The sequence below is a fragment of the Mycobacterium sp. NGS40 genome (assembly GCF_059812735.1).
On the sequence record NZ_JCALDG010000027.1, the window covers coordinates 19,809 to 34,558 of the forward strand.

Annotated in this window: 12 protein-coding genes and 2 tRNA genes; 12 read left to right on the forward strand and 2 right to left on the reverse strand. The window is 65.3% G+C overall.

The features are described 5' to 3' along the window. Positions 1-26: 26 nt before the first annotated feature. Positions 27-97 (reverse strand) — tRNA-Gly (locus tag AC5Y5O_RS27355). A gap of 134 nt (positions 98-231) precedes the next feature. Here AC5Y5O_RS27355 and AC5Y5O_RS27360 point away from each other — a divergent pair. From AC5Y5O_RS27360 to clpP2, 4 genes are all read left to right on the forward strand, one after another. After that, positions 232-308, forward strand: a tRNA-Pro gene (locus AC5Y5O_RS27360). A gap of 40 nt (positions 309-348) precedes the next feature. After that, the gene (gene tig, locus AC5Y5O_RS27365) at positions 349-1,737 is read left to right on the forward strand and encodes a trigger factor (protein ID WP_165796437.1); all 1,389 of its coding nucleotides are present in this window, start codon (positions 349-351) and stop codon (positions 1,735-1,737) included. Positions 1,738-1,863: 126 nt separating this feature from the next. Beyond that, positions 1,864-2,454 (forward strand): ATP-dependent Clp protease proteolytic subunit, encoded by a 591-nt coding sequence (locus AC5Y5O_RS27370; RefSeq protein ID WP_090604644.1) that lies wholly within the window; start codon positions 1,864-1,866, stop codon positions 2,452-2,454. Further along, the gene (clpP2, locus tag AC5Y5O_RS27375; RefSeq protein WP_096289341.1) at positions 2,451-3,095 is read left to right on the forward strand and encodes an ATP-dependent CLP protease proteolytic subunit ClpP2; all 645 of its coding nucleotides are present in this window, start codon (positions 2,451-2,453) and stop codon (positions 3,093-3,095) included. The genes AC5Y5O_RS27370 and clpP2 overlap by 4 nt, the downstream gene beginning before the upstream one ends. A gap of 19 nt (positions 3,096-3,114) precedes the next feature. Here the strand turns inward: clpP2 and mmuM are convergent, their stop codons facing one another. After that, positions 3,115-4,026, reverse strand: coding sequence for a homocysteine S-methyltransferase (gene mmuM / locus AC5Y5O_RS27380; RefSeq protein WP_423790925.1), 912 nt, complete (start codon positions 4,024-4,026; stop codon positions 3,115-3,117). Between the two features lie 288 nt (positions 4,027-4,314). Here mmuM and clpX point away from each other — a divergent pair, with 288 nt between their 5' ends. From clpX to AC5Y5O_RS27420, 8 genes are all read left to right on the forward strand, one after another. Beyond that, a complete protein-coding gene (clpX, locus tag AC5Y5O_RS27385) occupies positions 4,315-5,595 on the forward strand; it encodes an ATP-dependent Clp protease ATP-binding subunit ClpX (RefSeq protein ID WP_036470433.1) in 1,281 nt (426 codons plus the stop codon). Between the two features lie 49 nt (positions 5,596-5,644). Further along, positions 5,645-6,844 (forward strand): MFS transporter, encoded by a 1,200-nt coding sequence (locus AC5Y5O_RS27390; RefSeq protein ID WP_500028237.1) that lies wholly within the window; start codon positions 5,645-5,647, stop codon positions 6,842-6,844. 271 nt (positions 6,845-7,115) lie between these two features. Then, positions 7,116-9,071, forward strand: a complete 1,956-nt coding sequence (locus AC5Y5O_RS27395) for a 2-oxoacid:acceptor oxidoreductase subunit alpha (RefSeq protein WP_500028200.1) — start codon at positions 7,116-7,118, stop codon at positions 9,069-9,071. Between the two features lie 73 nt (positions 9,072-9,144). Then, a complete protein-coding gene (locus tag AC5Y5O_RS27400; protein WP_500028201.1) occupies positions 9,145-10,239 on the forward strand; it encodes a 2-oxoacid:ferredoxin oxidoreductase subunit beta in 1,095 nt (364 codons plus the stop codon). A 12-nt stretch (positions 10,240-10,251) separates the two neighbouring features. Then, positions 10,252-10,845 (forward strand): molybdenum cofactor guanylyltransferase, encoded by a 594-nt coding sequence (gene mobA / locus AC5Y5O_RS27405; protein WP_500028202.1) that lies wholly within the window; start codon positions 10,252-10,254, stop codon positions 10,843-10,845. Positions 10,846-11,955: 1,110 nt separating this feature from the next. Next, complete coding sequence (locus tag AC5Y5O_RS27410) at positions 11,956-12,495, forward strand: transglycosylase family protein (RefSeq protein WP_500028204.1); 540 nt, start codon at positions 11,956-11,958, stop codon at positions 12,493-12,495. A gap of 111 nt (positions 12,496-12,606) precedes the next feature. Beyond that, positions 12,607-13,863, forward strand: coding sequence for a saccharopine dehydrogenase family protein (locus tag AC5Y5O_RS27415; RefSeq protein ID WP_096289331.1), 1,257 nt, complete (start codon positions 12,607-12,609; stop codon positions 13,861-13,863). Positions 13,864-14,103: 240 nt separating this feature from the next. Continuing rightward, entirely contained in the window at positions 14,104-14,736 is a 633-nt protein-coding gene (locus tag AC5Y5O_RS27420) for a LysM peptidoglycan-binding domain-containing protein (RefSeq protein WP_096289329.1), read from the forward strand. Positions 14,737-14,750: the final 14 nt, after the last annotated feature.

Genomic DNA, 14,750 nt, shown 5'->3' on the forward strand with positions numbered 1-14,750 from the left:
CTTTCTGTGGAGCACTACTTACCCGGAGCGGGCGACGGGAATCGAACCCGCGTAGCTAGTTTGGAAGACTAGGGCTCTACCATTGAGCTACGCCCGCATGTATTAGTCGAGCGTGACTTTATCTGGCGGCGAACATCAAATCTAATCGACGCGGCCTTGTGACCGCTCTGTTAGGTCTGCGAGGCCGTTGGTGGGCCGACGCCGTCGCGCCGTAGGATCGCGAGGTCAGCGCGGGGTGTAGCGCAGCTTGGTAGCGCATCCGCTTTGGGAGCGGAAGGCCGCAGGTTCAAATCCTGTCACCCCGACCACGCGCCGCACCACCGAAAACAAAGAACGAGGAGCACATCCGTGAAGAGCAGCGTCGAGCAGTTGAGCCCCACCCGGGTGCGCATCAACGTGGAGGTGCCGTTCACCGAACTCGAGCCCGACTTCCAGCGCGCTTATAAGGAACTGGCCAGGCAGGTCCGGCTGCCCGGGTTCCGGCCCGGCAAGGTGCCGATGAAGTTGCTGGAGGCGCGCTTCGGCCGCGAAGAGATGCTCGACCAGGTCGTCAACGAGGCGCTGCCCACCCGGTATGGACAAGCGGTCACCGAGACCGAGGTGCACCCGATCGGCCGGCCCGAAATCGAGGTGACGAAGAAGGAGTACGGCGAGGACCTCGCATTCACCGCCGAGGTCGACGTCCGTCCCAAGATCACCCTCCCGGACCTCAGTGCGCTGAAGGTGTCGGTGGACCCGATCGCGGTCAGCGACGACGATGTCGACGCCGAGCTGCAGTCGCTGCGGGCCCGATTCGGCACCCTGACCGGAGTGGACCGTCCGGCGGCGGAGGGCGACTTCGTCTCGATCGACCTGTCGGCGACGATCGACGGCGAGGAGGTTCCGGGCGCCGCCGCGCAGGGCCTGTCGCATGAGGTTGGCTCTGGACGGCTGATCGAAGGCCTCGATGACGCGATCGTCGGGCTGTCCGTCGACGAGTCCAAGGAATTCACCGCCAAGCTGGCCACCGGCGAACACGCCGGCAAGGACGCGTTGGTGACCGTTACCGTCAAGACGATCAAGCAACGCGAACTGCCCGAGCCGGACGACGAATTCGCGCAACTGGCAAGCGAATTCGACACGATTGAGGAGTTGCGCAGCAATCTGCGCGATCAAGTGGCCAACCTCAAGCGCGCCGAGCAGGCGGGCAAGATTCAGGAAGCCACGATGGACGCCCTGCTTGAGCAGGTCGAGGTGCCACTGCCGGAGGGCATCGTCGCCGAGCAGTTCGACAGCGCCATGCACGGCGCCATCGACAGCGTCAACCATGACGAAGCCAAGTTCGTGGAGGTGCTTGCCGAGCAGGGCAAGACGCGCGAGGAGTTCGAAACCGAGACGCGCGCCGCGGTAGAGAAGGACGTCCAGCGCCAGCTGTTGTTCGACGCGCTGGCCGATGAATTGGAAGTCCAGGTCGGCCAGGATGACCTGACCGAGCGACTGGTGGCCACGTCGCGGCAGTACGGCATCGAGCCGCAACAACTGTTCTCCTATCTTCAGGAAAACAACCAGCTGCCGGCCATGTTCGCCGATGTGCGGCGCGGTCTGGCGATCGCCGCGGTGGTGTCCAAGGCGACCGTCACCGACACCGACGGCAACACCATCGACACGAGCGAGTTCTTCCCGGACCGCACCAAGAACGCCGATGCCGAGGACGCAGAGGACGCTGACGACGCGGCCGAAGAGTCCAGCGAGGAATGACCCGACCGTGACGCTGTGAGCGAACGCGCCCGTTTCGGGGGTGCGTGGCCGCGAAACGCTGCGCTTGGTTGGTTAGTGTCGTCAGTACAGATCGCAAAGAAAGCAGGTAACCCAGTCGTGACTGATATGCGTTCGAATTCGGTGGGTCTCAACCTCACGGACTCGGTCTATGAGCGCTTGCTCTCCGAGCGCATCATCTTCCTGGGTTCGGAGGTGAACGACGAGGTCGCCAACCGGTTGTGCGCGCAGATTCTGCTGCTCGCCGCCGAGGACAGCGACAAGGACATCAACCTCTACATCAACTCCCCGGGCGGGTCGATCAGCGCGGGCATGGCGATCTACGACACGATGGTGCTGGCGCCGTGCGATATCGCCACCTACGCGATGGGGATGGCCGCGTCGATGGGCGAGTTCCTGTTGGCGGCGGGGACCAAGGGCAAGCGCTACGCGCTGCCGCACGCCCGCATCCTGATGCACCAGCCGCTGGGTGGGGTGACCGGTAGCGCGGCCGACATCGCCATTCAGGCCGAGCAATTCCACGTCATCAAGAAGGAGATGTTCCGGCTGAACGCGGAGTTCACCGGTCAGTCGATCGAGCGCATCGAGGCCGACTCCGACCGCGACCGGTGGTTCACCGCGCAGGAGGCCCTGGAATACGGCTTCGTTGACCACATCATCACCCGCGCCGCCCACATCACCAATGGAGAAGCCCGATGAGTTTCCAGAACCCCGAAACCCAGCCCCAGGCGCGCTACATCCTGCCGTCGTTCATCGAGCACTCGAGCTTCGGCGTCAAGGAATCCAACCCGTACAACAAGCTGTTCGAGGAACGCATCATCTTCCTCGGCGTGCAGGTCGACGACGCCTCAGCGAACGACATCATGGCGCAGTTGCTGGTGTTGGAGTCGCTGGACCCCGACCGCGACATCACCATGTACATCAACTCGCCCGGTGGCGGATTCACCTCGCTGATGGCGATTTACGACACCATGCAGTACGTGCGCGCCGACATCCAGACGGTTTGCCTGGGTCAGGCCGCCTCGGCCGCGGCGGTGCTGCTGGCCGCCGGCACGCCGGGCAAGCGGATGGCGCTGCCCAACGCGCGGGTGCTGATCCACCAGCCATCGCTGCAGGGAGTGATCCAGGGGCAATTCTCCGACCTGGAGATCCAGGCCGCCGAGATCGAGCGGATGCGCACGCTGATGGAGACCACGCTGGCCCGGCACACCAATAAGGAGCCCTCGGTCATCCGTAAGGACACCGACCGGGACAAGATCCTGACCGCCGAAGAGGCCAAGGACTACGGGATCATCGACACCGTTCTCGAGTACCGGAAGCTGTCCGCTCAAACGGCATGAGTTTGCGCCGAACGTGCGCTCACTGCGAATTTTCGGCGGCGGTTTCGCGCTGAGTGCACACTCGGCGAACATCGGCAATGTCGGCAATGTCGGTGGGCCCGACCCGGCAGCATCCGCCGACGATGCGCGCGCCGGCGGCGATCCACTGCCGGACGAGTCCGGCGGAGAACCGCGACGTTCCGGTCCAACCATGGCCGTCCCACCGTTGGCCGCTGTTCGGGTAGACGATCACCGGCTTGCCCAGCGTCGAGGCGATCTCGATGGCTCCCAGCACGTCGTCGGGTGCGCAGCAATTGACACCGACCGCGACGATCTCGTCGACCCCGGCAGCCACCGCGAACGCCTCGGCGAGCGGCTGGCCGGCACGCGTGGTCGGCCCGTCGATCGTGTAGCTGAGCCAGGCCGGCACGCCGACCGTACGCACCAAGTCGACCAGCGCCTGGGCCTCGTCGGCGTCCGGCACGGTTTCGCAGGCGAGCACATCGGGGCCGGCCGCGGCCAGGGTCTCCAGTCGCGGCCGATGCCAGCGCCGCAGCGCCTCAACCGAGAGGCCGTAGCGACCCCGGTATTCGGATCCGTCGGCCAGCATTGCGCCATAGGGCCCGACCGAGGCGGCGACGAGAAGGCCGGCGGCGCCGTTCTCTTCGCGCGCCACCCGGGCGAGTTCGACACTGCGGCGCAACAATTCGGCGGAGCGGTCGCGGTCGAACCCGCGGGCCGCAAAGCCGTCGAACGACGCCTGATAGCTGGCGGTCGTCGCGATCGCGGCGCCGGCCCGAAAGTAAGCGGCATGCACCGCGACGATTTCCTCCGGGGCATCGGCCAGCAGCCGCGCCGACCACAGCGGGTCGGACAGGTCGTGACCGCGTGCTTCCAGCTCGGTGGCCAGACCGCCATCGCTGATCAGGACCGATTCGTCCGCCCTAAAAATTCCCCCAGCCAATCCCACCTGGCCACTGTATGGTGGTGGCCTGGCAACCAGCCCGTTTGGTGTTAGCAGCCTCGGTGGGGTAACGACCGCGACACGCCAAAGACACGGAAAGCGCGTCTGCGGCAGTGACGGGGGTTGTCGGGCTATATGTTTTCGGACAGGCATGAATACCACCGACGCGATTCGGCGCTAATGGTCGCGGCGGGCCCGATCCAACGGGTAGCGTCGGGGGAATACATGCGGCACGTTAAAAGACGTACGGCAACAGGAAGTAGGCACTGAGGCACCATGGCGCGCATCGGAGACGGCGGTGATCTGCTGAAGTGCTCATTCTGCGGAAAGAGTCAGAAGCAGGTCAAGAAACTCATTGCGGGCCCCGGGGTCTACATCTGCGATGAGTGCATCGATCTTTGTAACGAGATCATCGAAGAGGAGCTGGCGGACGCCGACGACGTCAAGCTCGACGAGCTCCCCAAGCCCGCTGAGATCCGGGAGTTCCTCGAGGGCTACGTGATCGGGCAGGACACCGCCAAGCGCACGCTGGCCGTCGCGGTCTACAACCACTACAAGCGAATTCAGGCCGGCGAAAAGGGCCGTGACTCCCGGTGCGAGCCGGTCGAGCTGACCAAGTCCAACATCTTGATGCTCGGCCCCACCGGCTGCGGCAAGACCTACCTCGCCCAGACCCTGGCCAAGATGCTCAACGTGCCGTTCGCCATCGCGGACGCCACCGCGCTGACCGAAGCCGGTTACGTCGGTGAGGACGTCGAGAACATTCTGCTCAAGCTGATCCAGGCCGCCGACTACGACGTCAAGCGCGCCGAGACCGGCATCATCTACATCGACGAGGTCGACAAGATCGCCCGCAAGAGCGAGAACCCTTCGATCACTCGCGATGTCTCCGGCGAAGGCGTCCAGCAGGCCCTGCTGAAAATCCTGGAGGGCACGCAGGCGTCGGTTCCGCCGCAGGGTGGCCGCAAGCACCCGCACCAGGAGTTCATCCAGATCGACACCACCAACGTGCTGTTCATCGTCGCGGGTGCGTTCGCCGGTCTGGAGAAGATCATCTACGAGCGCGTCGGCAAGCGCGGCCTGGGCTTCGGCGCCGAGGTTCGTTCCAAGGCCGAGATCGACACCACGGACCACTTCGCCGAAGTGATGCCCGAGGACCTGATCAAGTTCGGTCTGATCCCCGAGTTCATCGGCCGGCTCCCGGTCGTCGCCTCGGTCACCAACCTCGACATGGAGTCGCTGGTCAAGATCCTGTCCGAGCCGAAGAACGCGCTGGTCAAGCAATACACCCGCTTGTTCGAGATGGACGGCGTCGAGCTGGAGTTCAGCGACGACGCGCTCGAGGCGATCGCCGACCAGGCGATCCACCGCGGCACCGGTGCCCGCGGCTTGCGCGCCATCATGGAAGAGGTGCTGCTGCCGGTGATGTACGACATCCCGAGCCGCGACGACGTCGCCAAGGTGGTCGTGACCAAGGAGACCGTGCAGGACAACGTCTTGCCGACGATCGTGCCGCGTAAGCCCTCGCGCACCGAGCGCCGCGACAAGAGCGCCTAACTAGGACTCGGGCACGCCCGTTCCGTCCAGCGACGCAGTTCCGCGCCGACTGGCTCGTCCGCTGGACCTGCTGAATTTCCTGCTGGCCGACGTGCGCGACGGGCTGGGGCCCTATCTCTCGATCTACCTGCTGCTGACCCACCACTGGGACCAGGAGTCGATCGGCTTCGTCATGGCGATCGGCGGTGTCGGCGGCATTCTTGCGCAGGCACCGGTGGGCGCGCTGGTCGACAACACCACCGCCAAGCGAGCCCTGATCATCGCCGGTGCCTCGACAGTCACGGTCGCGTCGCTGGCGATGCCGATGTTTCCCGGCTTCTACTCGATCTCGGTGCTGCAGGTGCTGGCCGGAATCGCCGGCTCGATATTCGCGCCGGCGCTGGCCGCGATCACCCTGGGCATCGTCGGGCCGAGATGGTTCTCGCGCCGAATCGGCCGCAACGAGTCGTTCAACCATGCCGGAAACGCCACGGCCGCAGCCATTACCGGGGGGCTGGCCTATTTCTTCGGTCCGGCGGTGGTCTTCTGGGTGCTTGCCGTGATGGCGGCGGCCAGCATCGCCGCGACCCTGGGTATCCCGCGCGATGCCATCGACCATGACGTCGCCCGGGGCATGGATCACGTGCCCGGCGCGCAGCACACCGAGCCCTCACACCTGAGCGTGCTGTGGCACAACCGCAGGCTGATGATCTTCGCCGCCTCGGTTGTCGCGTTTCATTTTGCGAACGCCGCGATGCTGCCGCTGGTCGGCCAGTTGCTCGCGCTGCATAACAAGCAAGTCGGGACCGCGCTGATGGCTCTCTGCATCGTCGCGGCGCAAGTGGTGATGGTGCCGGTTGCCTATTTGGCCGGCGCCAAGGCCGACTCCTGGGGACGAAAGCCGATCTTTTTATTCGGATTCGCGATTCTGACGGCTCGCGGCTTTCTCTACCCGCTGTCGGGCAATTCGTATTGGTTGGTCGGCGTACAGCTACTGGACGGGGTGGGTGCCGGCATTTTCGGGGCGCTGTTTCCTCTCGTCGTGCAAGACGTGACCCATGGGACGGGCCGATTCAACCTCAGCCTGGGAGCGATCACAGCGGCGACCGGATTGGGTGCCGCGGTGTCGAACTACGCCGCGGGCGCCATCGTGGTCGCGGCCGGCTACAACGTCGCCTTCTTGGCTCTGGGCGGCCTCGCCGGTGCGGGTTTCGTGCTGTATCTGCTCGCGATGCCGGAGACGGCGGTGCGTGAACAACACGCCGGATAACGATTGATTACGGCAGACAAACGCATTGGCGACGACGTGACCAAGACCACAGTTTTGTGTCGTACTCGTCGGTAGCCCTTGCTGACTACGTGTTTTGCTTAAGATATTGGTAAGTACGGGTAGCCAAGGATGTCCTTGTGACACGAAAACCAGTGCAATAATTGGTACTACGAGTCTCATACAACCCTAAGTGCGTGGGACTCACTTTGACGGCGCGTAACCTGAAACTTCGGCAGTGTGCCTGTCCGGTTAACAAATGGAAGGCGGAGACGTGGATCCGAACGGCAGTGGAGCCGGGTCAGATTCTCATGGCGGGGCCCCTCTTGTCGGGTCGGACCGTCAACGCCTGGAACAGGTCGTCATCCGATTCGCCGGCGATTCCGGCGACGGTATGCAGCTAACCGGTGACCGGTTCACCTCGGAGGCCGCGCTGTTCGGCAATGACCTCGCGACCCAGCCGAACTATCCCGCCGAGATCCGCGCCCCCGCAGGCACATTGCCCGGGGTCTCGTCATTCCAGATTCAAATCGCCGACTACGACATCTTGACCGCCGGCGACCGGCCCGACGTGCTCGTCGCGATGAACCCGGCCGCGCTGAAGGCCAACATCGGCGACCTGCCGCGCGGCGGAATGGTGATCGCGAACTCCGACGAATTCACCAAGCGAAACCTGACCAAGGTCGGTTACGTAGCAAACCCGTTGGAGACCGACGAGCTGTCCGACTATGTGGTGCACTCCGTCGCGATGACCACGCTGACGCTCGGCGCCGTCGAGGCGATCGGCGCGTCCAAGAAAGACGGACAGCGCGCCAAGAACATGTTCGCGCTCGGCCTGTTGTCGTGGATGTACGGGCGACCGATCCAGACCAGCGAGAACTTCATCAGGGAGAAGTTCGTCCGCAAGCCCGACGTCGCCGAGGCCAATGTGCTCGCGCTCAAGGCAGGCTGGAACTACGGCGAGACCACCGAGGCCTTCGGCACCACGTATGAGGTGTCCCGGGCGACCCTGCCCACCGGCGAATACCGTCAGATCTCCGGCAACACCGCGCTGGCCTACGGCATCGTGGCGGCCGGCCAGCTGTCCGGCATTCAGGTCGTGCTCGGCAGCTACCCGATCACGCCGGCGTCGGACATCCTGCACGAGCTGTCCAGGCACAAGAACTTCAACGTGATCACCTTCCAGGCCGAAGACGAGATCGGCGGCATCTGCGCCGCGATCGGGGCTTCGTATGGCGGCGCGCTGGGCGTGACCAGCACCTCCGGGCCGGGTATCTCGCTGAAATCCGAGGCACTCGGCCTGGCCGTGATGACCGAACTGCCGCTGCTGGTCATCGACGTGCAGCGAGGCGGACCCTCGACCGGCCTGCCCACCAAGACCGAGCAGGCCGACCTGCTGCAGGCGCTCTATGGCCGTAACGGCGAGTCACCGGTGGCGGTGCTGGCGCCGCGGTCGCCGTCCGACTGCTTCGAGACCGCCCTGGAGGCGGTGCGCATCGCGGTGTCCTACCACACGCCGGTGATCCTGTTGTCCGACGGCGCGATCGCCAACGGCTCGGAGCCGTGGAAGATCCCGGACGTCTCGACGCTGAAGCCGATCACGCAGAACTTCGCCAAGCCCGACGAGCCCTTCCAGCCTTACGCGCGGGACCCGGAGACGCTGGCCCGCCAGTTCGCCGTTCCGGGCACGCCGGGTCTGGAGCACCGGATCGGCGGCCTGGAGGCCGCAAACGGTTCGGGCGCAATCTCTTACGAGCCGGTCAACCACGACTTGATGGTTCGGCTGCGCCAGGCCAAGATCGACGGGATCTCGGTGCCCGACCTGGAAGTCGACGACCCGACCGGGGATGCCGAGCTGTTGCTGATCGGCTGGGGCAGCTCGTACGGCCCGATCGGTGAAGCCTGCCGGCGCGCGCGGCGCAAGGGCATCAAGGTCGCCCACGCCCACCTGCGTTATCTCAATCCGTTTCCCGCCAACCTAGGCGACGTGCTGCGTCGGTACCCGAGGGTGGTGGCACCGGAGATGAACTTGGGGCAGCTGGCAATGCTGCTGCGCGCCAAGTACCTCGTCGACGTGCAGTCGGTCACCAAGGTGCAAGGCGTTGCCTTCCTCGCCGACGAGGTCGGACGGCTCATCCGCGCGGCCCTGGCCGGGACCCTGGCCGAGATCGAGCAAGACAAAGCGATGGTCGCCAGAATGGCGGCAGCAACGGTTGGAGCTAACGCATGACGCGTGACGGCGACGATGCAGTGGGGCTACCTCCCGCTGGCGGGGGACAAAGCGATGGGGAGGAGCGGCGCTCGTGACTAACGCGATCAGCGGCGACCTGGCGGGCACCGACCTCGGCTTGACTCCGAGGTTGAAGAAGAACGATGGTGTGCCCACCACCGATCAGCCGCAGAAGGGCAAGGACTTCACCAGTGACCAAGAGGTCCGCTGGTGCCCGGGCTGCGGTGACTACGTCATCCTCAACACGATCCGCAACTTCCTGCCGGACCTCGGCCTGCGCCGCGAGAACATCGTGTTCATCAGCGGTATCGGCTGCTCGAGCCGCTTCCCCTACTACCTCGAGACCTACGGGTTCCACTCGATCCACGGCCGCGCGCCGGCGATCGCGACCGGCCTGGCGCTTTCCCGCGAGGACCTGTCGGTCTGGGTTGTCACCGGCGACGGCGACGCGCTGTCGATCGGCGGCAACCACCTGATCCACGCGCTGCGCCGCAACGTCAACATCACCATCCTGCTGTTCAACAACCGGATCTACGGGTTGACCAAGGGCCAGTACTCACCGACGTCCGAGGTCGGCAAGATCACCAAGTCGACGCCGATGGGTTCCCTGGATCACCCGTTCAACCCGGTGTCGCTGGCACTGGGCGCCGAGGCGACCTTCGTCGGTCGGGCGCTGGACTCCGACCGCGCCGGGCTGACCGAGGTGTTGCGCGGTGCCGCAGAGCACCGCGGTGCCGCGGTGGTCGAGATCCTGCAGGACTGCCCGATCTTCAACGACGGATCGTTCGACGCGCTGCGTAAAGAAGGAGCCGAGGACCGCGTGATCAGCGTGCGTCACGGCGAGCCAATTGTGTTCGGCGCCAATGGCGAATACTGCGTGGTGAAATCGGGCTTCAGTCTCGAGGCCGCCAAGACCGCCGATGTGGCCGTCGAGGAGATCGTCAAGCACGACGCGCACACCGACGACCCGGCCTACGCGTTCGCGCTGTCGCGGCTGTCGGACCAGAACCTCGATCACACCGTGCTGGGCATCTTCCGGGATGTCTCGCGGCCCACCTACGACGACGCGGCCCGCGCTCAGGTCGCCGCGGCCCGGGCCGCCACCGCGTACGACGCGGCCGCGCTGCAGTCTCTCCTGCGCGGGCGTGACACCTGGACCGTCGACTAAGGGGCTGCGCTCGTGTCCGATGCAGTGTCATTGGCCGCAGTAGTACTCGCCGGGGGCGAATCGCGGCGCATGGGCCGCGATAAGGCCACCCTGCCGGGTCCCGGCGGAGCCGCCACGATGGCCGAGTATGTCGTCGGTGTCGTGGCGCAGCGCTGTGAGCCGGTATTCGTCGTCGCAGCGCCGGGCCAGCCGCTGCCTAAGCTAGCGGCGCATGTCATCCGTGACGAGATCCAGGGGTTGGGGCCGCTGCCCGCGACCGGGCGAGGACTGCGCGCCGCCGCGGCGGCGGGTGCCCAGTTCGCCTTCGTCTGCGCGGTCGACATGCCGCTGCTGACACCGGAATTGATCGACGAGCTGATGGCCCTCGCCACCAAGACCGACGCCGAAGTGATCGTGCCTTGGGACGGCCGCAGCCACTTCCTGGCCGCGGTGTACCGCACCGTTCTGGCCGACCGCATCGATGCACTGGTGGCCACCGGGGAGCGCAGGATGAGCGCGCTGATCGACGCGTCCGACGCCCAGCAGATCGTGCTGCCGGATTCACGTGCGTTGACCAACGTCAATACCGACGCCGAGTTGCGCGCCCTGGTCCTTCCCGGCGCCTGACGCGCCCCGGCGAGTTTTCGCCATTCTTGAGATTAGTTATTCGGTTTCATCTGGATTTATCGCGATAAAGAAATCGCTTAAATGCTCGATCAGTTAACCGTTCGTTCATCCTCGTTTGCGATTCAAATGCAGGTAATATCCGGCTGGTCGGCGCGTTATTGCCGCATGTGCCGGAATCAGGGCAATTCCATCGGCGGCGGATCACGTTGTGCCACAATAGTTTTCGAGCACTGCTCAGCCCGCCGGCGGGGCCGGGTCGTCACCGGCACGGTCATGTGGGCCGCTGAAGGAGCGAGGCGGATTTTCTCCAGCAAATTGCTTTGTGTAAATGCGGGGGGTGCGCCGCGCACCGTCTGGCCTTAGGCGCGACGGCCGACGCGCCGGACGGGCGTTGCGGCGTCGCTGGGCATATTTCTCGCTAAAGCCGTTGAAGCACTGCGTAACTCGACTGAAACGGTTGTCGAGACATGTTTACGCGATGCTAACGCCCGTGGTTTGGGTGCCCCGCGCTTGCGTCGACCAACGGCGTTGTGGAAGAGCATGTTTCAGCTGCTAGCGGCATGTTTTTTGGAGTGATTCGAGTCGAGCTGAACCGATCAAGATCAATGTTCTCGTGCCGGCCGATCGATCTCGATCGCGGCTGCCGGCACTCGGAATCGGCTGGTACCTCGACTGACTGGCAAACGGGTGGCCCAGCTCACAAAATGTGCGTGATTCGAGTCACGAAAACGGCATGATCTTGACCTGGGAGTTTGCGAAGAAAAGGCGTCGCTGACCTGCATAAATTATTCTCGGTTCACGTCGTGATCTGCTCGTTATTGTTCCGAGATATCGGCGTGTCGGATATGACGAATGCTTCCTAGTCCCATACGGTGCCTTTTAGCCCGAAAGGGGTTAAACAAAATTTAATCCACATACCCGTGTGTGAGCGAGGTTGCGGACGGCTATCGCCGCCTGGCAGCCAGCGGCTTTGTGCCTGCTGGGCAGACCCTGCCCTCGCTGTCGTGCCGGAACGAGACGGCATGGTCCAGAGCTCCTATTTCCACTTCACGAACCACCTAAACCCATCCGTGGGTTTGCTTTGGCGCGCGCACTCGCGAAAGGAACGCTTTGAAAAACGTCCGTAAGACGCTCATCCTCGCTGCTATCACAGGTTCGCTGGTGACGCTTCCGTCCGCCACCGCGAGCGCGGATGTGCCCCCGCCGCCGGCTCCCGACGCCCCGGCTCCCGGCGCACCCGCGCCGGTGGGCTTCGACGTTCCGCCGCCTCCGGCACCGGACGCCCCGCCGCCTGCGCCGGTGGGCTTTGACCCGAACGTCCCGCCACCGCCGGCGCCGGACGCTCCGCCGCCGCCCGCCCCGGTCGGTTTCGACGCCCCGCCGCCTCCCGCACCGGACGCCCCGGCGCCGATCAAGGCGTACAGCGTGAACTGGGATGCCATCGCGCAGTGCGAGTCGGGTGGCAACTGGGGGATCAGTACCGGCAACGGCTTCTCCGGTGGCCTGCAGTTCACCCCGAGCACCTGGCGTGCCAACGGTGGGTCGGGTTCCCCGTCCGGCGCGAGCCGCGAGGAGCAGATCCGGGTGGCCGAAAACGTGCTGCACTCGCAGGGGATCGGCGCGTGGCCGGTCTGCGGCCGTCGCGGCTGACCTCAACGACCACCGAAAATGCCGGGCCTTGTGCCCGGCATTTTCTGTTGAGGAAGCCGCGGGTACGCGCGGCCGCGGATCAGCCGATGTCGATCCGGTACCGTCGCGACGATGACCGCATCGGGGCGTGAATTCGACATCGTGCTGTACGGGGCGACCGGCTTCGTCGGAAAGCTCACCGCCGAATACCTGGCACGCGCCGGAGCCGGTGCGCGGATCGCCTTGGCCGGCAGGTCGGAAGATCGCGTGCGCGCCGTTCGCGACAGCCTGGGGGAGACCGCGCAGTCCTGGCCGGTGCTGAGCGCCGATGCGGCGTCGCCCTCGACCCTGGACGAGATGGCCGCTCGCACCCAGGTCGTCGTCACCACGGTCGGGCCCTACGCCCGCTATGGAATGCCGTTGGTGGCTGCCTGCGCCGCGGCGGGCACCGACTACGCGGACCTGACCGGCGAGCCGATGTTCATCCGCGAGGCCATCGACCTGTATCACAAGCAAGCCGCCGACAACGGCGCCCGCATCGTGCACTGCTGCGGATTCGATTCAGTTCCTTCGGATCTGACGGTCTATGCGCTGTACCGGACGGCACAAGACGACGGCACTGGCGAGCTCGGCGACACCAACTTCGTGATGCGCGCGTTGATGGGTGGGTTCTCCGGTGGGACGGTCGCGTCGCTCGTCGGCGTGCTGCGAGCCGCGTCCAGTGACCCGGGTGTCCGCAGCCTGATCGCCGACCCCTACACGCTGAGTACTGATCGCGGCGCCGAACCCGAACTCGGGCGGCAGCCCGATCTGCCCTGGCGGCGAGGTCGCTATATCGCGCCGGAGCTGACGGGAGTATGGACAGCCGGTTTTCTGATGTCGTCGATTAACACCCGAATCGTGCGCCGCAGCAACGCATTACAGGATTGGGCATACGGCCGGCGGTTCCGCTACACCGAGCACATGAGCCTGGGTTCGTCGCCGCTCGCGCCGGTGGCGTCGGCGATCATGGCCGGGATCGGCAACGCCTCGTTGGGACTGGGCAGTCGCTACTTCCGGCTGCTGCCGGGCGCGCTGGTGGACCGCATCACACCCAAACCCGGCACCGGTCCGAGCGAAAAGGCGCGTGACCGCGGCTACTACCGGCTCGAGACCTACACCACCACAACCCGTGGTGCCCGGTATGTGGCGAGGATGGAGCAGCGGGGGGACCCCGGATACAAGGCGACGGCGGTGTTGCTGGGGGAGTGCGGCCTGGCCCTCGCACTGGACCGGGACAAGCTCACGGACCTGCGCGGTGTGCTCACTCCGGCGGCCGCGATGGGTGACGTTCTGCTGACCCGGCTGCCCGCTGCCGGCGTGTCGCTGCGGACCGAGCGGTTGGATTAAACCAGCTGCCACAACGGCTTTCGATCGGCACTGCATCGGACTAATGTCCTACTCGGCTTGCCCGAACATCCGCAAGAGACGATTCGTCGCCACAGACGCGCCGCGCGAAGTAGTCAAGCGTCACAGCACGTCTGGCGCGATCGTCGAAGATTTCCGATGGTTTCGATTCCGTCGAGGGAGGTATGCCAGCAGACGTGTCCGGCGTCATCGCGCCGGCCCAGATCACGAGAGGGAAAAGCCATGTCAGACACGCTTACTGAAGGACAACAGTTGCAGCGGGGGCAATCGCTGGCTTCCAAGAACGGGGCCTACACGCTGACGCTGCAAGACGACGGCAACCTCGTGCTGGCCGCCCGCGGCGAAGCGTTGTGGGCGACGGCGACCAACGGCCAAGACGTGCAGCGCGCCGAGGTGCAGCGCGACGGCAATTTCGTCCTGTACACGTCGGACAGGCCGGTATGGCACACCGACACCAAAGGCAAGAAGGACGTGCGGCTGGTGCTTCAGGACGACTGCAACCTCGTGCTTTACGCAGCGGACGGACCGGCGTGGTCCACCCACACCGAGACCGACGGTCCGCCACCTCCGGCGCCGGCCGCCGAACCCGCGGACACGACGACCGATACGTCCGAGCCCGTCGCCGAGCCCGCCCCGGAACCGATGTCCGGTCCCGTCGGCGGCGTTCCGGAGCCCGCGGGCGAGGCGCCCCCCGAGCCCGCGCCGCGCACCTACACCGTCGTCTCCGGCGACACGCTGTGGGCGATCGCGGAGCGGTTCTACGGTGACGGCAGCAAGTATCAGGTGATCGCGGACGCCAGCGGTGTCTTTGATCCAGACCTGATCCACCCCGGTCAGGTGCTCACGATTCCCTGATCGGGGCGGTGGCA